Annotated in this window: 17 protein-coding genes and 1 pseudogene; 9 read left to right on the forward strand and 9 right to left on the reverse strand. The window is 64.7% G+C overall.

Translation table 11 applies throughout. The annotated features are described in order from the left end of the window. Positions 1 to 79: 79 nt before the first annotated feature. Positions 80 to 508: a hypothetical protein gene (locus tag BM279_RS01065; RefSeq protein WP_093500140.1), complete on the reverse strand. Its 429-nt coding sequence runs from the start codon at positions 506 to 508 to the stop codon at positions 80 to 82. A 172-nt stretch (positions 509 to 680) separates the two neighbouring features. Between BM279_RS01065 and BM279_RS01070 the strand changes: the two genes are divergently transcribed. Next, positions 681 to 1628 (forward strand): helix-turn-helix transcriptional regulator, encoded by a 948-nt coding sequence (locus BM279_RS01070; RefSeq protein ID WP_093500142.1) that lies wholly within the window; start codon positions 681 to 683, stop codon positions 1626 to 1628. A 93-nt stretch (positions 1629 to 1721) separates the two neighbouring features. On the opposite strand, the gene BM279_RS01075 is transcribed toward BM279_RS01070, so the two are convergent. The 5 genes from BM279_RS01075 to BM279_RS01095 form a co-directional block, all read right to left on the reverse strand. Continuing rightward, the gene (locus tag BM279_RS01075) at positions 1722 to 2495 is read right to left on the reverse strand and encodes a type IV pili methyl-accepting chemotaxis transducer N-terminal domain-containing protein (RefSeq protein ID WP_093500144.1); all 774 of its coding nucleotides are present in this window, start codon (positions 2493 to 2495) and stop codon (positions 1722 to 1724) included. 362 nt (positions 2496 to 2857) lie between these two features. Next, a complete protein-coding gene (locus BM279_RS01080; RefSeq protein ID WP_093501194.1) occupies positions 2858 to 3616 on the reverse strand; it encodes a TerC family protein in 759 nt (252 codons plus the stop codon). A gap of 263 nt (positions 3617 to 3879) precedes the next feature. Continuing rightward, positions 3880 to 4260: a nitrite reductase small subunit NirD gene (nirD, locus tag BM279_RS01085; protein WP_093500146.1), complete on the reverse strand. Its 381-nt coding sequence runs from the start codon at positions 4258 to 4260 to the stop codon at positions 3880 to 3882. Beyond that, positions 4260 to 6818, reverse strand: coding sequence for a nitrite reductase large subunit NirB (nirB, locus tag BM279_RS01090; RefSeq protein ID WP_093500148.1), 2559 nt, complete (start codon positions 6816 to 6818; stop codon positions 4260 to 4262). Before nirB ends, nirD begins: the two co-directional genes overlap by 1 nt. 593 nt (positions 6819 to 7411) lie before the next feature. Next, a complete protein-coding gene (locus tag BM279_RS01095) occupies positions 7412 to 8299 on the reverse strand; it encodes a PA4780 family RIO1-like protein kinase (protein WP_093500150.1) in 888 nt (295 codons plus the stop codon). 172 nt (positions 8300 to 8471) lie between these two features. Here BM279_RS01095 and ada point away from each other — a divergent pair, with 172 nt between their 5' ends. Next, positions 8472 to 9515, forward strand: a complete 1044-nt coding sequence (ada, locus tag BM279_RS01100) for a bifunctional DNA-binding transcriptional regulator/O6-methylguanine-DNA methyltransferase Ada (RefSeq protein ID WP_093500152.1) — start codon at positions 8472 to 8474, stop codon at positions 9513 to 9515. 67 nt (positions 9516 to 9582) lie between these two features. Here the strand turns inward: ada and BM279_RS01105 are convergent, their stop codons facing one another. Next, positions 9583 to 10860 carry an acetyl-CoA C-acetyltransferase gene (locus tag BM279_RS01105; RefSeq protein ID WP_093500153.1) on the reverse strand — a complete coding sequence of 426 codons (1278 nt, stop codon included), beginning with the start codon at positions 10858 to 10860 and terminating at the stop codon, positions 9583 to 9585. Between the two features lie 147 nt (positions 10861 to 11007). On the opposite strand from BM279_RS01105, the gene BM279_RS01110 reads away from it, so the two are divergent. Then, positions 11008 to 12363 (forward strand): 3-oxoacyl-ACP reductase, encoded by a 1356-nt coding sequence (locus tag BM279_RS01110; RefSeq protein ID WP_093500154.1) that lies wholly within the window; start codon positions 11008 to 11010, stop codon positions 12361 to 12363. Here BM279_RS01110 and BM279_RS01115 read toward each other — a convergent pair. Then, positions 12364 to 12693, reverse strand: a pseudogene (locus tag BM279_RS01115) (helix-turn-helix domain-containing protein); the annotation flags it as partial. Between the two features lie 277 nt (positions 12694 to 12970). On the opposite strand from BM279_RS01115, the gene BM279_RS01120 reads away from it, so the two are divergent. From BM279_RS01120 to BM279_RS01140, 5 genes are all read left to right on the forward strand, one after another. Beyond that, entirely contained in the window at positions 12971 to 13822 is an 852-nt protein-coding gene (locus BM279_RS01120; protein WP_093500158.1) for a MaoC family dehydratase, read from the forward strand. Positions 13823 to 14051: 229 nt separating this feature from the next. After that, entirely contained in the window at positions 14052 to 14354 is a 303-nt protein-coding gene (locus tag BM279_RS01125) for a MazG-like family protein (protein ID WP_093500160.1), read from the forward strand. Continuing rightward, positions 14354 to 15103 (forward strand): methyltransferase domain-containing protein, encoded by a 750-nt coding sequence (locus BM279_RS01130; RefSeq protein ID WP_093500163.1) that lies wholly within the window; start codon positions 14354 to 14356, stop codon positions 15101 to 15103. The genes BM279_RS01125 and BM279_RS01130 overlap by 1 nt, the downstream gene beginning before the upstream one ends. A 25-nt stretch (positions 15104 to 15128) precedes the next feature. Further along, the gene (locus BM279_RS01135; protein ID WP_093500165.1) at positions 15129 to 15746 is read left to right on the forward strand and encodes a DUF4136 domain-containing protein; all 618 of its coding nucleotides are present in this window, start codon (positions 15129 to 15131) and stop codon (positions 15744 to 15746) included. A 32-nt stretch (positions 15747 to 15778) separates the two neighbouring features. Beyond that, a complete protein-coding gene (locus BM279_RS01140; RefSeq protein ID WP_093500167.1) occupies positions 15779 to 16342 on the forward strand; it encodes a DUF4136 domain-containing protein in 564 nt (187 codons plus the stop codon). A 12-nt stretch (positions 16343 to 16354) separates the two neighbouring features. On the opposite strand, the gene BM279_RS01145 is transcribed toward BM279_RS01140, so the two are convergent. Then, positions 16355 to 17290 (reverse strand): SdiA-regulated domain-containing protein, encoded by a 936-nt coding sequence (locus tag BM279_RS01145; RefSeq protein WP_093500169.1) that lies wholly within the window; start codon positions 17288 to 17290, stop codon positions 16355 to 16357. A 265-nt stretch (positions 17291 to 17555) separates the two neighbouring features. On the opposite strand from BM279_RS01145, the gene BM279_RS01150 reads away from it, so the two are divergent. After that, the gene (locus tag BM279_RS01150; protein ID WP_093501195.1) at positions 17556 to 19814 is read left to right on the forward strand and encodes an ATP-binding protein; all 2259 of its coding nucleotides are present in this window, start codon (positions 17556 to 17558) and stop codon (positions 19812 to 19814) included. Positions 19815 to 19819 lie beyond the last annotated feature (5 nt).

The raw sequence follows: 19819 nt of genomic DNA on the forward strand, positions 1-19819 counted from the left end.
TCCGTAAGACAGCCTGGGCAGCGCAGCGGCTGGCACTCACAACAATCAGCCGCCCGCTCAATACTCTGCCGTCTACGCCTTACTTGGCCTGCAAATAGTCGGTGAGGAAAGCCTGGGCATTGCCCTGCTCCGACAGGCCGTTGTCGTAGCCGACCATCATCGGTTTGGCTTCACCGGGCAGGTACAGCTCGCCCCAGCCGTTGCGCACCAGCAGCACCACGAACTTCTTGCCATCGACCTGGGTGCTGTAGCGCGTGTCATCGGCATTCTTTTCCACATCCATACGCTGGATGCGCATGTCCCAATCGTGGTCCACGCCTTCGACCTGGACCAGCGCCTGATTTTCGCTGCGTGCACCGATGCGCAGCGTCCACACCTTCACGCCCTGCTCGCCGGCAAATGCCACCACCTTGGGTGCCACTTCCGGGCGCTCCTCGGCCTGTACAAGACCGCTGGCGAGCGCCAGCAGCATGGCCAGCAATGCGGTACTTCTTGCGAAAATCTTCATGCATCTACTCCCGTTGAAATCGGCCATTCAACTCAACGTGGTGCAGCGTGCCTAGCCGCACTGCCGCGGCGCACAACAATAAATCGCTCGATCACAATGACTGACGGTCGAAGATCGGTCGCAGTAAGATGTCAAAGTGTGTCAACCGCCACCCTTAGGATGCACCCTCCCGATGCAACGCTGGACGCCCTACCTGGATACGCAATTCTGCTTCGAGCAGCCCGCCGCCCTGGCCAAGGCGGGCGTGTTCGACGCCAGCACACCGCGGGTGATGGGCAGCGCCATCGGGCATTACCGTGCCCGCACCGTGCGCCCGCATCTGCAGTACTTCGATTGCGACCTGCAGTTTCCCGAGCCGCTGCGCATCGACAAGGTGCTGCCGGGCAGCCTGTGCATCGTCCAGGTGCTCGACGGCGGATGGGAGCATCGGGTCGACGGTCACTTACACCGCTACACGCCCGGTATGCCGCACATGCTCGGCGTCAGCGAAACCATGGAGGCCATCGACCAGTTGCCGGCCGGCAGCCACGCGCGCATGGCCGGCTTGCGCATCGCCGGCGACTATCTGCATGAGCTGGCTGAAGAAGACCCCGACCTGCAACCGCTGCTCGGCCTGCTCGACGACGGCATCCGCTTCAGCGAGCTGCAGCACTGCAAGGCCCTGGGCGGTTTGCTACAGCGCCTGTATCAGTCGCCGTATCACGGCACCCTGGAGCGCCTGCATCAGGAGAGCCTGAGCCTGGCGGTGCTGGTGGAACTGGCCGCGCACTTCAAGGGCCGTGCGAGCAGCGCGCCGCAACCGGTGCGTGGCCAGCGCGACCTGGCCTTCGAGGCACGCCGCCTGCTCGACGCCAGCCTGGAACAACCGCCGGGCAGCCAGGCGCTGGCTCAGCAACTGGGGGTGGGTGAAACCACCCTGCGCCGCGCGTTTGGCCAGGTGTTCGGGCAATCGATGCTGCAGTATGTGCGCCAGCAGCGCATGGAGCTGGCTCGCACGCTGCTGCGCCAGCGCAAATGGCAGGTAGCGCAGATCGCCTATCGCCTGGGCTACAACAGCCCTGCGAACTTCAGCCATGCCTATCGGGCGCACTTTGGCCATCCGCCGGGGGCGGAGCACTAGAAGAAATAAGATGGCTGCTTTCAGAGACCTGCGTACAGAGACTTAAAGACTAGGAAGGTGGCTCGCCCCGCAGTGGCGGGGCGAGCCAGGCGATCAGAGCTGGTCGCCCTTAAGTCCGGCATACAGGCGGGTCATTTCGTTGAGCTGGCGGAACATCGACTCGGCGTTGACGGCCACGATGGTCGGCACGAACTCCTTGGATGCAAAGGCCTTGGTCGCGAACTGCCAGCGCGCGTCGGTCTTGCGCAGGGCGGCGGCGATTTCATCGTTGGGCGCGCCAGCGGCCTGCAGCTCCTTCATGATGGCGTCGAATTCCTTCACCGAAGCGTCGAAGTTGGCATCCAGATTCGGTGCCTGCACGCCCCAGGCGCGGGCCATGTAGAACATCGCGGTGCGCTGGGTCAGCACACGGTTCCAGCCACTGCGGTTGATCGAGTGGGAAGCAGCGTCGCCATTGTGCTTCTCGAACAGATCGGTGACGTGCTGGGTCTGCTTGACCAGCTCCTCGGCCTTGGCCAGCACGGCTGGCGCCTGGGCCTTGTCCGGCTTGGCAGTGACCATGGCGCGGTAGGCCGTCCAGATCACCTCGACCTGGGCCAGGCCGGCCTGCACTTCGCTGTTGGTCGGATGGGCCTTGAGCTTGGCGTGGTGATCCTCGAACAGCGCGACGCTGGTGTTGAGCTGCTTGGTGGCGTCGTCGACCTTCACGTCGGAGCCGATCATCATGTAGTCCTTGGCCATGATCTGCCCAAGGCTGCGCTGCAGGCCGGCCATGTTCATGGCCTCCAGTGGTGCCATTTCCGCCCAGCTGGCGAGACTGACAAGGCCAAGGCTCAGTACCAGGGCCTGCATACAACGTTTGATCAACTCTCGCTCCTCACGCGCAACGGCGCTATCGGCTAATAGGGGCGCGGCGGGCAGCCTGGGCTGCCAGCTTTTCGACGCCAACAATAGGACGGATTCTAATTCATAGACCCGCGCCTGACCTGCCGCGACAGGCCAAACGACGACCAGGCCGCTTAGCAGAGTGGAGATTGGTGACGGCGGTCACACTCCACCGCACCGGCCCCTGCAATCGCAGAGCCACACCGATGCAATAGCCAAGCCTGACGAAAAAGATAGCACAGCGCCACCACCTGAAAACCGAACGGTCATGGCAGTGAACTGAGTGGAAGGGAAATAGCGGATGTCGCCTCGTGCGCCTGTAAAACAGGCGCACGAGGTTCGCATCAGGAAGGCGTTTTACTTTGCGCGGCGGCCTTGCGCTTGGCACGGCGCGACAGCATGTTCAGACCTTCGATGACCGCCGAGAAGGCCATCGCCGCATACAGGTAGCCTTTCGGCACATGGGCGCCAAAACCTTCGGCGATCAGGGTCATGCCGATCATGATCAGGAAACCCAGCGCCAGCATCACCACGGTCGGGTTGTTGTTGATGAAGCGCGCCAGCGGATCGGCGGCCAGCAGCATCACGGTGACGGCGGCGATCACGGCGACCACCATGATCGGCACGTGGGGCGTCATGCCAACGGCAGTGATGATGCTATCTACCGAGAACACCAGGTCGAGCAACAGGATCTGCACGATCACCGCGCCAAAGCCAACCGTGGCGGCGCGACCGACGAACATGTCGCCCTCAGGCTCGGGGTCGACGGCGTGATGGATTTCCTTGGTGGCCTTCCACAGCAGGAACAGGCCGCCAGCGATCAGGATGATGTCCTTCCAGGAGAACGCCTGGCCAAACAGCTCGATCACCGGGTCGACCAGCTTGACGATCCACGCCACGGTGCCCAGCAGGGCCAGGCGCAGGATCAGCGCCGCGCCGATACCCAGGCGGCGAGCCTTGGCACGCTGATGCTCGGGCAGCTTGTTGGTAAGGATGGAGATGAAGATCAGGTTGTCGATGCCCAGTACCACTTCCATGACCACCAGAGTGGCCAGGGCGATCCAGGCAGCGGGGTCGCTCGTCAATTGCAGGATATAGTCCACGATCACGCACTTTATGGCTGAACAGAAGGCGCATTCTGTGCTTTTGTAAGACCGACCAATATGACAATTTGCGACAAGTTATTTCGCACACGCTACCAGGCTCAATCCCGCTGATAACGGGCGCTGAAGACAAACAGGCCAGTCGCTAGAGCGCGGCGAAAACGGCTCTATGACAGCGAACTAGAGAACGGTCATCGACTCGTATCGCTCCTTCTACAGGCTCGCGTATCGCCATCACTTAGGCCAACGAGCCGCGTGCCGCGCTAGCCTGCGTGACCAATTTCCACCGTGTCGCCATTGAGGCGCACCGGCCACACGCGCAGGCGCTGCTCCGGGTACTCCAGGCAGGTGCCGTCACGCAGGCGGAAGTGCTGCTTGTAGAGCGGCGAGGCGATCACCAGATCGCCCTTGATCTGGCCGATCAGGCCGCGGCCGATCACGTTGGCGCCGGATTTCGGGTCGCGGTTCTCCACGGCGAACAGCTGCTCGCCGGCTTCGCTGTGGGGCAGATGGAACAGGGCGATCTGCGCACCATCGAGCCAGGCCACCACGCCGGAGTTGGCGACCAGGTCGGCGCTGCGGCACAGCGGTTGCCATTGGGTGGCGGGAAGCGATTGGGCACGCACGGCGTTGAACTGGCTCATCAGAGCACCTCCTCGGTAACGGGAATCAGGTGTAACTCACTGGCGGTAATGGGGCGGCGCTGGCCGCGTTCCTTGACGAAATGGATGTCCGGGTCGGCGCGCCGGTCGTTGACGAAGGTGCGGAAGCGCTTGAGCTTCTCCGGGTCCTTGAGGGCGCCCGCCCATTCGCATTCGTAGCGGTCGACCACCAGTTGCATCTGCGCCTCCAGCTCAGCGGCCAGGTTGAGGCTGTCGTCGAGGATCACCGCCTTGAGGTAATCCAGTCCGCCCTCCAGCGACTCGCGCCATACCGAGGTGCGCTGCAGCTTGTCGGCAGTGCGGATGTAGAACATCAGCACGCGGTCGATGGTGCGGATCAGCGCCTCGTCGTCCAGGTCGGTGGCGAACAGCTCGGCATGCCGCGGGCGCATGCCGCCGTTGCCGCACACGTAGAGGTTCCAGCCTTTGTCGGTGGCGATCACGCCGATGTCCTTGCTCTGCGCTTCGGCGCACTCGCGGGTGCAGCCGCTGACCGCGAACTTGATCTTGTGCGGCGCGCGCAGGCCCTTGTAGCGGTCCTCCAGGCGCAGCGCCATGCCGACGCTGTCCTGTACGCCGTAGCGGCACCAGGTGCTGCCCACGCAGGACTTCACGGTGCGCAGCGACTTGCCGTAGGCGTGGCCGGTTTCGAAGCCGGCGGCGATCAATTCGCCCCAGATGTCCGGCAACTCATGCAATTGCGCGCCGAACAGGTCGATGCGCTGTCCGCCGGTGATCTTGGTGTAGAGGTCGTATTTCTTCGCCACGGCGCCGATGGCCAGCAGGCCGTCCGGGGTGATCTCGCCGCCGGGAATGCGCGGCACCACCGAATAGGTACCGTTCTTCTGCATGTTGGCCATGAAGGTGTCGTTGGTGTCCTGCAGCGGAATCAGCGCCGGGTCGGTGATCGGCTGGTTCCAGCACGAGGCGAGGATCGAGCCCACCGCCGGCTTGCAGATGTCGCAGCCGGTGTGGCCGCGGCCATGCTTGGCCAGCAGTTCATCGAAACTGAGCACGCCCTCCACGCGGACGATGGCGTACAGCTCCTGGCGGGTGTGGGCGAAGTGCTCGCAGAGGCTCTTGTCGACCGCCACGCCGCGGGCGCTCAGCTCGTGCTCGAAGACCTGCTTGAGCAGCGCGCTGCAGCCGCCGCAACCGCTGCCAGCCTTGGTGATGGCTTTGAGCTCGCCGAGGTCGGTGATGCCCGCGTCGACCTGGCAGCACACCGCACCCTTGCTGACGTTGTGGCAGGAGCAGATGGTCGCGGTATCCGGCAACGCATCGGCGCCCAGGGTCGGCGCACCGTCGGACAACGGCAGGATCAGGCTCGACGGATCGGCCGGCAGCTTGATGCCGTTCTGAGCGTACTGCAGCAGGGTGTCGTAATAGCTGTTGTCGCCGACCAGCACCGCGCCGATGACCCGCTGGCCATCCGCCGAGACCACCAGGCGGCGGTAGCTGGCGTTGGCTTCGTCGATGTAGCGGTAGCTCCTGGCGCCCGGCGTGGCCCCGTGGGCATCGCCGATGGAGCCGACATCGACGCCCAGCAGCTTGAGCTTGGTCGACATATCGGCGCCGGTGAACAGTTCATGGGGCTCACCGGCCAGTTGCGCGGCCACGGCGCGAGCCATGCTGTAGCCGGGCGCCACCAGGCCGAATACCGTGCCGTTCCAGGACGCGCATTCGCCGATGGCATGGATCGCCGGGTCACTGGTGCGGCAGTCGTTATCGACCACCACGCCGCCCCGCGGGGCGATGTCCAGGCCGGCGGCGCGGCCCAGGGCGTCCTGGGGGCGAATGCCGGCGGAGAACACGATCAGGTCGGTTTCCAGGTACTCACCGTCATTGAAATTCATACGGTAGGCGTATTCCTCACCGATGACGATTTCCTGGGTGGCGCGTGACAGATGCACGCCCACGCCCAACGCCTCGATACGCGCCCGCAGTGCGTCGCCACCGTCAACATCCAGCTGTACCGGCATCAGGCGTGGCGCGAACTCCACCACATGAGCTTCCAGGCCAAGGGATTTCAGCGCATTGGCCGCCTCCAGGCCGAGCAAGCCGCCGCCGACCACCACACCGCGGCGCGCGCCCGCAGCGGCGGCGCGGATGCCGTCGAGATCGCCCAGGGTGCGGTAGACCAGGCGCGAGTTACCTTCGGCACCGGGGATCGGCGGCACGAACGGATAGGACCCGGTGGCCAGCACCAGACGGTCGTAGCCACGACGCCCCTGGCTGGTGACCACTTCGCGCTTCTGCCGGTCGATCTCCAGCACCGGCTCACCAAGGTGCAGATGCACGCCGTTGCGGGCATAGAGATCGGCCTCGCCGAGGGCAAGGGCTTCGGCGTCCTTGCCGGAGAAGTATTCGGACAGGTGTACGCGGTCATAGGCGCGCTGCAGCTCTTCGCCGTAGACGTGCACCTGATAACGGTGCAGCGCGCCACTGGCGATCAACTGCTCGATACAGTGGTGGCCGACCATGCCGTTGCCGATGACGATCAGGGTCTCGCGCTTGATCGATGTGACGATGGAATTCATAGCCTGCCCTCTGTCTGCTGCGCTAACACGGTTTTCTGCAACGCAAAAAAAAGACGCCTGGAGCTGTTGTCAGCTTCAGGCGTCTTTGCCTTGGATTCGGTGATGTGGGGTGAGCGTCAGGTCATGGCCTGCTCACAGCCCCATTGTTGATGGGTGCACAAGGTCGATAGCAGGTTGCATGCCAGGACTTCTCGAATGTCCGAAGGGACAGTAGGGACGGGGCTTTCAGCCCTTTGATGAGAGGAAATGCCGGCGACCGTCACGAACCAATATGAGGCGACCGACGCCGAAGCTCACCATTTCAGAGCAGGCAGAGCGCGCCTCACTACGCTCGGCCATTGCCCATGAACTCGGGAGCAAGTCCGGATCGGCGCTGGAGGCGTCTCGCCAGGCCTATGGTCACTTCAAGGCAATAGCGGCCGTTCGCGTAACGCGTAGAAGGGGCTTTAGCCCCGAGCTTTTTATCAAGGCAAACAACGAGCTCGCGGCTAAAGCCGCTCCTACAAAAGTGTTCCGCTCACCGGCAGCTTCCTCCACCTAGAAGCCAAAGCCGCAGAATGCCGGCTAGGCGCCAGGTAACAGCATGTCGCCTGTCAACGCTCCCACGGTGGTGGCGGTTCGCGATCCTTGGGCTCGTCTTCGGCATTCAGCGCAGCCTGGCGGCGTGCTTCATCGGCCAGGGCGGCCTTGATCTCGCGCATCACCGCGTCGACGTCAGCTTCGTCTTCCGAGTCCTTGAATTCACCAGTAAGCACGCTTTGTGGCGTCAGCTTGCCTTCTTCATAGAGCGCCCACATTTCCTTGGCGTACTTGCTGTACTTGAGCTCCGGGGCAAACTGGCCGAAGTAGGCCGCCATGTTGCCGACGTCACGCTCGAGCATCTTGAAGGCGTGGTTGTTGCCCGCCGCATCCACCGCCTGGGGCAGGTCGATAATCACCGGGCCCTCCGGGCCAAGCAGCACGTTGAATTCCGACAGGTCGCCGTGCACCAGGCCGGCACACAGCATCTTCACGATCTCCTCGATCATGAAAGCGTGGAATTCGCGGGCGTCCTCGGGGTGCAGGTCGACGTCATTGAGGCGCGGCGCCACGTCGCCCTCGCCATCGGTGACCAGCTCCATCAGCAGCACGCCATCGAGGAAGTCGTAGGGCTTGGGCACCCGCACGCCGGCATTGGCCAGACGAAACAGGGCCGCCACCTCGGCGTTCTGCCAGTTCTCCTCCTGGTTCTTGCGCCCGTGCTTGGAGCCCTTGGCCATGGCCCGGGCATCGCGGCTGTTGCGTACCTTGCGGCCCTCCTGATACTCGGCGGCCTGGCGGAACCCGCGCTTGTTGGCCTCCTTGTAGACCTTGGCACAACGCAACTCGGAACCGCAACGCACCACGTAGACCGCTGCTTCCTTGCCGCTCATCAAAGGGCGAATCACCTCGTCCACCAGGCCGTCCTCGACCAGGGGCTCAATGCGTTTTGGCGTCTTCATCAGCTTTTATTGGGGTCCTCGGTGGGCTATGCGGCCCTTTTATACGGCAATCCTGGGGCAGCGCCCAGCCCATGGGGAAAATGCGCCGGACGATCGGCTTTGAAAGCGCGATTGGCACTGGCGCCCACGCCGGCGGATACCGACAATCCAGATACCGTTACAGGAGATCGACATGTCCGAAGAACGCCGTTGGCAAGCCGTGTGCGAGCGCGACGCCGCCCAGGATGGTCAATTCGTCTTCGCCGTGCGCTCGACCGGTATCTATTGCCGGCCCAGTTGCCCGGCGCGTCGACCACGCCGTGACAACGTCAGTTTCCATGACGGCCCGGCGCAGGCAGAAGCGGCGGGATACCGACCCTGCAAGCGCTGCACGCCCCAGGGTGCAAGCCCCGCCGAACAGCTCGACGAACTGGTAACGGCGGCCTGCCGTCTGCTCGACAAGGCCGACAAGCCGCTCACACTGGAAACGCTGGCGGCGCGCATCGGTTTGTCCGCCTCGCACCTGGCCCGCGCCTTCAAGGCGCGCACCGGCCTGACGCCCAGGGCCTGGGCCAGCGCCCGCCAGCGCGAACGCCTGGCCGCCAACCTGCCGGGCGCCCGATCGGTACTCGAAGCGGCGCTGGACACCGGCTACAGCAATACCCGCAGCCTTTATGAGCAAACCGACGGCGTAGCCCTGGTAAGGCGGCGCCAGGGCTCGAAGGGCGAGATGCTTCGCGTGGCCGTGGTGCCCTGCCCGCTCGGCCATCTGCTATTGGCCAGCAGCGACAAAGGGCTGTGCGCCCTGCTGTTCGGCGATGCGACGGATACGCTGGAAGCCGAGCTGCGCCAACGTTTCCCGGCGGCCAGCCTGCAAGCCGATGACGGGCAACTGCAAGATTGGTTAAACGAGGTACTGCAGCAACTGCACGAGCCAGAGCGCGCCGCCAAGCTGCCGCTGGATCTGCGCGGCACGGCCTTCCAACAGCGCGTCTGGCAGGCCCTGCGCGCCATTCCCGTCGGGCAGACACGCACCTATGGGCAACTGGCTGCCGAACTCGCCAGCCACCCGCGAGCCGTCGCCCGCGCCTGTGCAAGCAACCCGCTGGGCCTGTTAGTGCCCTGCCACCGGGTGACCGCCGTCGATGGCAGCCTGGGCGGCTACCGCTGGGGCGTGGCACGCAAGGCGGCACTACTGCAGGCCGAAGCCGAAACAGACAAGACCAAGGCGCTGTAGCCTGGCGTTGAGCGCAGCGATACTCAGGGCTCCCCCGGGTGTCGCTTCGCTCGAGCCGGGCGAGAACTCAGCGCTCCAGAATCGCCGTCACGCCCTGCCCGCCCGCGGCGCAGATGGAAATCAGGCCGCGCCCCTCTCCCGCCACCGACAGCAACTTGGCCAGGTTGGCGACGATGCGCCCGCCGGTTGCGGCGAACGGGTGGCCGGCAGCCAGGGAGCTGCCTTTAACGTTGAGTTTGGCGCGGTCGATGCTGCCCAGCGGCTGCGCCAGGTTGAGACGTTCGCGGCAATAGTCGGCATCTTCCCAGGCCTTGAGCGTGCACAGCACCTGGGCGGCGAAGGCCTCGTGGATTTCGTAGTAGTCGAAGTCCTGCAGGGTCAGTCCGTTGCGCGCCAGCAACCGGGGTACGGCGTACACTGGCGCCATCAGCAGTCCTTCTTGACCTTTGACGAAATCCACCGCTGCCGCCTCGCCGTCCCGCCAGTAGGCAAGAATCGGCAGGCCGCGGGCCTTGGCCCACTCCTCGCTGGCGAGCAGCACCAGTGAAGCCCCGTCGGTCAGGGGCGTGGAATTGGCGGCGGTCAGGGTACCGCGCTGGCCTTTCTCGAACACCGGTTTTAGGGTCGCCAGTTTGGCCAGGTCGATATCGGGGCGCAGGTTCTGGTCGCGGGTCAGGCCCAGGAACGGCGTCATCAGGTCGTCCTGCCAACCCTCGGCGTAGGCGGCGGCCAGCTTGCGATGGCTTTCCACGGCCAGCTGGTCCTGCTCGTCACGGGGGATGGCCCAGTGCTGCGCCATCAGCTCACAGTGCTGGCCCATGGAGAGCCCCGTGCGCGGTTCACCGTTGCGCGGCAGCGACGGCGCCAGATGCCGCGGGCGGACCTGCAACAGGGTCTTGAGCTTGTCGCCAGTGCTCTTGGCACGATTGGCCTGTAACAGGATCTTGCGCAGGCCTTCGTTGACGCCGATCGGCGCATCCGAGGTGGTATCCACGCCCCCGGCGATACCGCACTCGATCTGCCCGAGGGCGATCTTGTTGGCCACCAACAGGGCGGCCTCCAGGCCGGTGCCGCAGGCCTGCTGCAGATCGTAGGCGGGGGTTTCCGGCGCCAGGCGCGAGCCGAGTACGCATTCACGGGTCAGGTTGAAATCCCGCGAGTGCTTGAGCACGGCACCGGCCACCACCTCACCGAGACGCTCGCCGTGCAGGTTGTAGCGCTCGACCAGGCCTTCCAGGGCGCTGGTGAGCATGGCCTGGTTGCTGGCGGTGGCGTAGGCGCTGTTGGAGCGGGCGAAGGGAATACGGTTGCCACCAACGATGGCGACCCGGCGCGGCAGGCTCATGTGCGGCTCCTTGCAGTAATATTTTGCGGCATTTAGGGTGCCGTTTTACCGACACGGTCACCGGTCATTGGGCTGCTGTCGATGCATGAAACGAGTGATCGCGTACAGTGGTCAACCACTTTGAGTTGACCCTCTGGAGTCCGTTCCATGTCCGATCGCTACCTCAACTTCGCCAATACGCCGGCTGGCCGACGCCTGGTCGGCGCGCTCGGCCTGCCCGCGCCGCTGCCTCTGGATCGTTGGGTAGCAGGTCGCAACCGACCTCTGGAAGGCGCCCTGCTGATCGGCGGCGAAGGCGACCTGGCCGCCGCGGTGGCAGGTTTCGCCAACCGCCTGACCGACGAGCTGTTCGCGCCCCGCGACGAACAGTTCGGCCTGCCCCGCTGGACCGCCGAACACGGCCCCAAACTCAAGGGGCTGGTGTTCGATGCCAGCAGCCTGCAGCGCTTCGAGGAACTCGACGCCCTGCGCCAGTTCTTCCAACCCGCCCTGAAGAATCTCGATCGCTGCCCTCACGTGGTGGTGCTCGGTCGCGCGCCAGAGACGCTGACCGACCCGCAGGCCTCGAGCGTGCAACGCGCACTGGAAGGCTTCACCCGCTCACTGGCCAAGGAGATCCGCCGCGGCGGCACCGTGCAACTGCTGCACGTCGACCCCGGCGCGGAAGGCCAACTCGAAGGCGCGCTGCGTTTTCTGCTGTCGCCCAAGAGCGCCTACATCTCGGCCCAGGTGCTGCGCCTGCAGCCCTGCGCCGGGCAGGTCAGTGACTGGACGCGCCCGCTGGCCGGCAAGACCGCCCTGGTCACCGGCGCCAGCCGCGGCATCGGCGCTGCCATCGCCGAAACCCTGGCCCGCGACGGCGCCACGGTGCTGCTGCTGGACGTGCCACCCGCCAAGGACGCCCTCGATGCCCTCGCCGCGCGCCTGGGTGGTCGCAGCCTCGCTCTGGACATCTGCGCCGAAGACGCACCGGCCCGGCTGGTCGAGGCGCTGCCCGATGGCGTCGATATCGTCGTGCACAACGCCGGCATCACCCGCGACAAGACCCTGGCGAAAATGAGCGAAGGCCTGTGGGAGTCGGTGATCGACGTCAACCTGCGTGCCCCGCAACAGCTCACCACCGCCCTGCTGGAAGCCGGCACCCTGCGCGACGACGGCCGCGTGGTGCTGATCGCCTCGCTCAGCGGCATCGCCGGCAACGTCGGGCAGACCAACTACGCGACCAGCAAGGCCGGGCTGATCGGCCTGGCCCAGAGCTGGGCGCCAACCCTGGCGCAGCGCGGCATCAGCATCAATGCGGTGGCGCCGGGCTTTATCGAAACGAGCATGACGGCCGCCATTCCCTTCACCATCCGTGAGGCTGGGCGGCGCATGAATTCGATGAACCAGGGCGGCCTGCCCCAGGATGTCGCCGAAGCGGTGGCCTGGTTCGCGCAACCCGGTTCGGGCGCAGTCAGCGGCCAGGTGCTGCGGGTGTGCGGGCAGAGCCTGCTGGGCGCCTGATCATGAGCTTGCCGCACGCCCGCGACGCCGGAACTCCACCGGCGTCGCGCCGACCCAGCGCTTGAAGGCGCGGCAAAAGGTGCTGGGTTCGGAGAAGCCGGTTCGCTCGGCGATGCATTCGATTCGCTCGTCGGTGTCCGCCAGCAGGCGCTTGGCCAGGTTGCAACGGCAATCGTTGAGCAGTTCATTGAAGCGCACATCGGCCTGGACCAGCCGTTCTCGCAGCCGGCGCACCGGCATACCCAGGCGAGCGGCGACCTGTTCGAGGGTTGCGCCCTCGCTCAGCAACTCGTCGATCAGCCGGCTGACCTCGCCGACCAGCTCGGGGCGCGCCTGATCAGCGCCCGCGGGAAGCGAAGTGCGCAGGCACAGGAAACTCGGCATCAGGGCTGGCAGAGGCGTGACGGCCCTGTGCTTGTCCAGATTGGGCATGCTGCATTCCTTGCATGGAGGGTGGCTGGGCCAATTTACCCACCAGCGTAGGCAGCTTTTGCCACTGATGCTTGGGTAACCGGCAATCGTTTGCGCACTTGGCACCAATAGTCGCTGGCTAATGTCCTAAATCTCGACGAGAGTACGCACAAACCACCTTGCAGCGGAGCGCACGATGGCAACCGAATGGCTCGATTTGCACACCCCTCCGGCATTGCCCGGCATGCTCCTACGCGCCGCGACCCGGCGTGGAATCACCGGCAAGGTTCTGCCGCACCGCGGGCTGCGCTGCCCGGTGAGCGTGGATGCCGGGCACCTGGCCCGCTACCGTCAGCTATGTGGCTTCACCGACGATGCCCGCCTGCCCGCCACCTATCCGCACATACTGGCCTTCACCCTGCAGATGAAACTGCTTACCGAGGCGGATTTTCCCTTCCCGCCCCTCGGCCTGGTGCACCTTGAAAACCGCATCCGCGTGGTGCGCCAGCTGGCTGGCCTGGGGCCCTTTACCCTGAGCGTGGAAGCCAGCAACCTGGCGCCCCACGACAAAGGCGCGGTGTTCAGCGTGATCACTCGCCTCGAGGATCAATTGGGTCTGCTCTGGGAGGGCGATAGCCGCATCCTGTGCCGCGGCGTCAAGCTCGACGGGCCGACCATCGGCCGCAGCGAACCACCGAGCCTGCCGATGGATGCGCTGGACAGCTGGCAGGCGCCGTCGGACATCGGCCGCCGCTATGCGCGAGTCTCGGGGGACTACAACCCTATTCATCTATCGACCCTGAGCGCCAAGCCGTTCGGCTTCCCCCACGCTATCGCCCACGGTTTGTGGAACAAGGCCCGCGCCTTGGCAGCGCTGCAGAGTCATCTGCCAGCCTCGGGCTACAGCGTCGAAGTGCGCTTCCAGAAGCCGGTTTTATTGCCAAGCACGCTGCGCATGCGTGCCAGCCTGCCAGCGGCGGAAGGCCAGTTCGACCTGCAGGGCAAGGACGATGCGCCACATTTGGCCGGCTACTGGCAGGTCATCTAGGCTCTGTACGAAAAGTACCTGCGCTCGGTGATGCTTCGTTAAAAATCGGCTGGAGTGCCAGCCCAGTCGGCCTGCTCATTTACAGCTCGTAAACTCCGCGTCCTCACCGATCTTTGCCTCGCCTTACCTTCGCTCGGAGACTTTTCGCACAGACCCAGGCTCTTGCGAGCCTTTGGACGGCGCTCGGCGCCCGTGAAAGAATATGCGGCCTCTGCCTCCGAGACGCCGCATGAACATCGCCGAACTCACCGCCCGCCTGCATGCCATTCGTGATCGCAACGACTGGCGCCAATTCCATGCCCCGAAGAACCTGGCCATGGCCGCCAGCGTGGAGATGGCCGAACTGGTGGAAATCTTCCAGTGGCTCAGCGAAGACCAGTCGCGCACGCTGCCGGCAGACAAGCTCGAGCATGCCGGCCAGGAAATCGGTGACGTGGTGCTCTACCTGCTGCTCCTGTGCAGCGAGCTGGGCCTGGACATGGATCAGGTGGTGCGCGCCAAGCTGGCCGACAGCGAACGGCGGTTCGCCTGATGAGCGACCGGCACTTCGATGAACTGGCGACCCGCTTCGCCGAGAAGATCTACGGCGGTGCCAAAGGTGCGATCCGCCTCGCGGTATTGCAGGCCGACCTCGCCGAAGCCTTGCCCGAACGCCCGCTGCGGGTACTCGATGTCGGTGCAGGCCTGGGCCATATGGCGCTGTGGCTGGCCGAACGCGGTCATCACGTCACCCTGGCCGAGCCCGCCGAACCCATGCTCGCAGGCGCCCGAGAGCGCTTCGCCCAGGCTGGCGTGGCCGCCACGTTCATCCACGCGCCCTGGCAGGATTTGCCCGGCCGTTTCGAGACGCCCTTCGACCTGGTCATCTGCCACGCGGTGCTCGAATGGCTGGCCGAGCCGGCCGCCATCCTCCCGGCCCTGCACGGCCTGACCGCCGCCGATGGCTGGCTGTCCCTGGCGTTCTACAACAAGGACGCGCTGATCTACCGCAACCTGCTCAAGGGCCACCTGCGCAAACTGCGCAAGGACGAATTCGCCGGTGAAAAGCAAAGCCTGACGCCCCAGCGCCCTCTCGACCCGCGGGAACTCGAATCGCAACTTGCCACCCGTTGGCAGGTCGAACACAGGAGCGGCGTACGGGTTTTCCACGACTACATGCCGCGGGATTTCCAGGCCAAGGTGCAGCTCGCCGATTTGCTGGAAATGGAGCTGGCGCACCGTCGCCACCCGGCCTTCGCCGGTCTCGGACGCTACCTGCACTGGATCTGCCGGCCACGCTGAACCCTGCTCTGCCAGGAGAGACGCCATGAAACGCATTGCGCTGCTGCTGTTCACCACTGCCCTGGCCGCCTGCCAGAGCCACAACCCGTACACCACCGACTCGGTGCCCCTGCCCCCCGCGCCACCGGGCGCAGCCAACCATTTCGATCGCAGTGCCTACCCCGCCGCACCGCGCGACTACGCAGCCTACCGCAGCTGGGCCTGGCAACAGCGCCCGGCCGGCAGCGCCTGGGCCAGCGCCGACCTGGTGCAGGACGCCCTCAACAATGCCCTCGACCAGCGCGGCCTGCGCCCTGCACAGGGCAGCGCTGCCGCCGACCTCAAGGTACGCACCGACACCCGCCTGGAGCGCCGCGTTCGCCAGGTGGCCGACAGCTACGATCCTTACTATGGCGGCGGTTATGGCAGCTTCGGCAGCCGTGGTTACTACGGCAACGGCGTCGGCGTGGGTGCCCGCGTCCCGCTGACCCGCACCTATGAAGAGGAGGTCGTGGTGGTGCGCATTGACTTCTTCGACGGCCGCAGCGGTGAGCAGGTATGGAGCGGCCAGGCCGAGATGCGCAGCAGCGGCAGCCAGGCCGAACGTGCCGACGCCCTGCGCAAGGCTGTCAGTAACGCCCTCGGCGAGTACCCGCCGGCATGAGCCTATTTATCGATGGATTCAGGAGAAAACCGATGCGCCGCCTGCTTCTGCTACTGATGCCCATACTGCTGTTGCTCGGCGCCTGCCAGAGCCAGCAGATCAACCGCGACTTCGACGCCAGCCGCGATTTCGCCGCGTACCGCAGCTGGAGCTGGCAGGAGCCAGCGGTGCAGTACAAGCCCGACGACCCGCGCATTCGCAGCGACCTCACCGAACAGCGCCTGCGCAGCGCCGTGGCCGATCAGCTCGACCAGCGCGGCCTGCGCCCGGCGGCAGCGGGTGCCAAGGGCGATCTGAAGGTTCAGGTGTGGCTGGTCGTCGATGACCGCCAGCAACAGGTGAGCAGCGGCTTCGGCGGCGGTTTCGGTGGTTACTGGGGCCCGTATTGGGGCGGCCCGGCCTACAACGAAACCCGCACCATCGACTATAAGGTGGCGACCGTGCAGGTCGACCTGTTCGATGGCAAGGATGGCAAGCTGGTATGGCGAGGCAGCGATGAGCGCATCGTGCGTGACAGCTCGGGCAACCCCGCGCAGCGCGAGGCCGAGGTGCGCGAAACCGTCGCCCGGGTGCTCAGCCAGTACCCGCCGCGCTGATGCAAAAAGGCTTCAGCTGCGGTTGAAGCGATAGAACAGATTGGGCTCGCTGACGATATACAGGTTGCCGCGGTCATCGAAGGTCATGCCCTCGCCATGGGGTACGGCCTTGCCGAGACCGGCGAAATCGCTGTCCAGGGTGCGGTAGCCGATCAGTTTGCCGCTATTGCCATCGAGTTCCATGACCCGTTTCGACTCGTCGCTGAGCAGCACCAGATGCCCGGTGCGCTCGTCGAAGTGCGCGGCGGAGAGATCGGTGGCGAACACCGAATCACGAATCCACTCATCGTGGTCGATGATCTCCAGGCCGAAGTCGCCGTCGATACTGCGTTTCAGGCCACGTACTTCGTAGAGCTTCATCGGCGAATGCTCCTTGGCCACGAACAGCCGATCACCGGCCCGGTCATAAGCAATCCCTTCGAAGCCCTGATTGCCGTCGCGCCCAATGCCCAAGGTCAGCGAACGGTGGTCTTCGCGAAACAGCGCGCCAGCCTGCGTGGGCACCGGCACCACCACCAGCCGCTGCTCGCGCTCCTCGACGAACAACAACTGGCCGTCACCCAGGTAGGTCACATCCTCGACATCGCTGAAGCCGCTCAGCGGGTAACGCGCCGTCACCTCACCGTCCCGGCTCATGGCCAACAGCTCTGACGGGTTGTTGACCACTGCCCATAGCTGATCGCGCTGATCGTCGTAGGTGATGCCGGAGAGGTTGTCGTCGACGCCGGCAACCGGCCGGGCGTTGACCTGCACCTTATATTCGCGACCAGTCAGGCTGCCAGGCGCGGCCTGGGAGGCCGCCGGCGTGGTCAGCCAGTAATACAGCCGGTCATCCAGGTGCAGCGCATGCATCTGATAGCCTGCCAGCAGCAGGATCGACAACAGCGCCCAGACTCTAGGGCGTACAAGAGGCAGACGGGAGAAGGCCTGCTTGATGGCAGCTATCATGAAAATTCTCGGGTTTGGGGGAGCGCACTGAGCATGCCTGGATAATGTTGCAATCGCACGCTGAATCAGGCGGCATTCAGAGGCAAGCCTCTAGGCAAAGTTCCTCGCGACCTGCCGCCCGGCGGTTGGTGTGGAAGACGGTTTACCCGGCGCTAAAGTCCGTGCAGACTGCCGCAAGAATGTGCACAGACGAAAGCGCCCGCCATCGCAGACCATGGCACCCACGAGACCGCCGTCGATCGGTCTGGAACCGGAGGAGATCATCTTGGCGTCCAGTGATACCAGCATCGACTTGAGCACCGCGATCGCCAACTGCGCGAAGGAACCTATCCACATCCCGGGCAGCATCCAGCCGCAGGGCTTTCTGATGGTGTTCGACGAGCAGGCGCTGACGGTGCTGCAAGTGAGCGAGAATGTCGCCGATTGGCTGGGGCTCGAGCCCGAACAGTTGCTGGGCATGCACCTGGATGAGCTGCTCGAAGACGGCGCCGTACTGGCCGAGCGCCTTGCCCAGTTGTCCGATGATGACACCACGCCTTTTCATATCGGTGACGTGCGCTTTCTCGAAGGCGATCGCCGCAGCGAACTGACCGCCATGGTCGCGCACCGCTTCGATCAGGTGCTGATCGCCGAGTTCGAGGCCACCAGCAACGTGGTCACCGCCTACAACACCCTGTATCCGATGGTACGTACCTTCATCGGTCACCTGCAGGGCGCCGAGGACATCGACGAGCTGTGCAGACTGTCGGTGGCAGAGGTCAAACGCATCACGGGTTTCGGCCGGGTGAAGATCTACAACTTCGATCCCGAAGGTAACGGCCTGGTCCTCGCCGAATGCCTCGACGAGGGTTACCCCAGCTACCTGGGCCTGAGCTTCCCGGCCTCGGACATCCCACCCCAGGCCCGACAGCTGTACGTGGCCAACCGTATCCGCGTGATCGAGGATGCCAACTACCAGCCCTCGCCGCTGCGCCCGGCCTGTAACCCGCTAACCGGCAAGCCGCTGGATCTGAGTTATGCGACCCTGCGCAGCGTCTCGCCGGTGCACCTGCAATATATGCGCAACATGCAGACCATCGCCTCGATGTCGATCTCCATCGTGGTCGAGGGCCAACTGTGGGGGCTGATTTCCTGTCACCACGCCAGTGCCCGCCCGGTCGGCTTCCAGACCCGCACTGCCTGCGAGCTGCTGGGGCGCATGCTGTCGCTGCAGATCGAGGCGAAGATCGCCCACGCCCGCACCCAGCATCTGCTGCAGCTGCGCCGCCATATCGTGCAGATGCTCTCGTCGATGGCCGACCGCGACAGCGTCAGCGAAGGCCTGCTGGCCTTGCCCAATACCTTTCTCGAATTCGCCCAGGCCAGCGGCGCGGCGATCATCTCCTCCTCACACTGCGATCTTATCGGGCAGACCCCGCCGCGTGACCAGGTCAATGCCCTGGCGCAATGGCTAGGCGCCCGCTCGGGCGAGGATCTGTTCCATACCGACAACGTCGGTCGTGACATTCCCGAGCTGCCGGAGCTGGCCAACCATGTGGGTGGCCTGCTGGCGGTGGCCATCTCCGAATTGCACTCGAATTACCTGATCTGGTTCAGGCCGGAACAGAAGCGTGTGGTGGAATGGGCCGGAAAACCGGAGAAAACGGTCAGTGCCAGTGGCGCGCTCAGCCCGCGCAACAGTTTTGCGCGCTGGCAGGAGGAAATCAGCGGTTTCTCCACACCCTGGCACGCACAGGAGCCGCAAAGCGCCCTGGAGCTGCGCAACGCGGTGCTCGGCATCGTGCTGCGCAAGGCCGAGGAAATGGCCCAACTTGCCAGCGACCTGAAAAAGAGCAACAAGGAACTGGAGGCCTTCTCCTACAGCGTGTCTCATGACCTGCGCGCGCCACTGCGGCATATCGCCGGCTACGCGGAGCTGCTTAGTGATTTCGAGGGGACCAAGCTCTCAGAGCGCGGGGTTCGCTTTCTCGAGCACATCGCCGAATCGGCACGCTTCGCCGGCACCCTGGTGGACAACCTGCTGAGCTTCTCGCAGATGGGCCGCTCGGCGCTGCGTTTCACCGACGTGAATCTGCATGCGCTGGTCGAATCGATCCGCGAAGAAATGAAGCCCGACTACCAGAACCGCAACCTGGAATGGCACATCCAGCCGCTGCCACGGGTAGTGGCCGATGCCGCCTTCCTGCATCTGGCCCTGCGCAACCTGCTGGCCAACGCCATCAAGTACAGCCGCGAACGCGACCCGGCGATCATCGTGGTCGGCGCCGAGCAGAAGGACGAAGAAGTGGTCGTCTTTGTGCGTGACAACGGTGTGGGCTTCAATATGGAATACGTGGACAAGCTGTTCGGTGTGTTCCAGCGCCTGCACCGCATGGAGGAATTCGAGGGCACCGGCATCGGTCTGGCCAGCGTACGACGTATAATCGAGCGTCACGACGGGCGAGTCTGGGCCGAGGGCAAGATCGATCAGGGCGCCACCTTCTACTTCGCGTTACCCAAACGCCATCACCCCGTTCTTGCATAACGGGA

Origin of the sequence: Phytopseudomonas straminea (assembly GCF_900112645.1) — a bacterium.
Classification (GTDB): Bacteria; Pseudomonadota; Gammaproteobacteria; order Pseudomonadales; family Pseudomonadaceae; genus Aquipseudomonas; species Aquipseudomonas straminea.

What these genes read in the sequence shown, in the direction of transcription:
- BM279_RS01065 (WP_093500140.1), bottom strand. Translation starts at nt 508, where the DNA reads ATGAAGATTTTCGCAAGAAGTACCGCATTGCTGGCCATGCTGCTGGCG.
- BM279_RS01070 (WP_093500142.1), top strand. Translation starts at nt 681, where the DNA reads ATGCAACGCTGGACGCCCTACCTGGATACGCAATTCTGCTTCGAGCAG.
- nirD (WP_093500146.1), bottom strand. Translation starts at nt 4,260, where the DNA reads ATGAGCCAGTTCAACGCCGTGCGTGCCCAATCGCTTCCCGCCACCCAA.
- nirB (WP_093500148.1), bottom strand. Translation starts at nt 6,818, where the DNA reads ATGAATTCCATCGTCACATCGATCAAGCGCGAGACCCTGATCGTCATC.
- BM279_RS01095 (WP_093500150.1), bottom strand. Translation starts at nt 8,299, where the DNA reads ATGAAGACGCCAAAACGCATTGAGCCCCTGGTCGAGGACGGCCTGGTG.
- ada (WP_093500152.1), top strand. Translation starts at nt 8,472, where the DNA reads ATGTCCGAAGAACGCCGTTGGCAAGCCGTGTGCGAGCGCGACGCCGCC.
- BM279_RS01105 (WP_093500153.1), bottom strand. Translation starts at nt 10,860, where the DNA reads ATGAGCCTGCCGCGCCGGGTCGCCATCGTTGGTGGCAACCGTATTCCC.
- BM279_RS01110 (WP_093500154.1), top strand. Translation starts at nt 11,008, where the DNA reads ATGTCCGATCGCTACCTCAACTTCGCCAATACGCCGGCTGGCCGACGC.
- BM279_RS01120 (WP_093500158.1), top strand. Translation starts at nt 12,971, where the DNA reads ATGGCAACCGAATGGCTCGATTTGCACACCCCTCCGGCATTGCCCGGC.
- BM279_RS01125 (WP_093500160.1), top strand. Translation starts at nt 14,052, where the DNA reads ATGAACATCGCCGAACTCACCGCCCGCCTGCATGCCATTCGTGATCGC.
- BM279_RS01130 (WP_093500163.1), top strand. Translation starts at nt 14,354, where the DNA reads ATGAGCGACCGGCACTTCGATGAACTGGCGACCCGCTTCGCCGAGAAG.
- BM279_RS01135 (WP_093500165.1), top strand. Translation starts at nt 15,129, where the DNA reads ATGAAACGCATTGCGCTGCTGCTGTTCACCACTGCCCTGGCCGCCTGC.
- BM279_RS01140 (WP_093500167.1), top strand. Translation starts at nt 15,779, where the DNA reads ATGCGCCGCCTGCTTCTGCTACTGATGCCCATACTGCTGTTGCTCGGC.
- BM279_RS01145 (WP_093500169.1), bottom strand. Translation starts at nt 17,290, where the DNA reads ATGATAGCTGCCATCAAGCAGGCCTTCTCCCGTCTGCCTCTTGTACGC.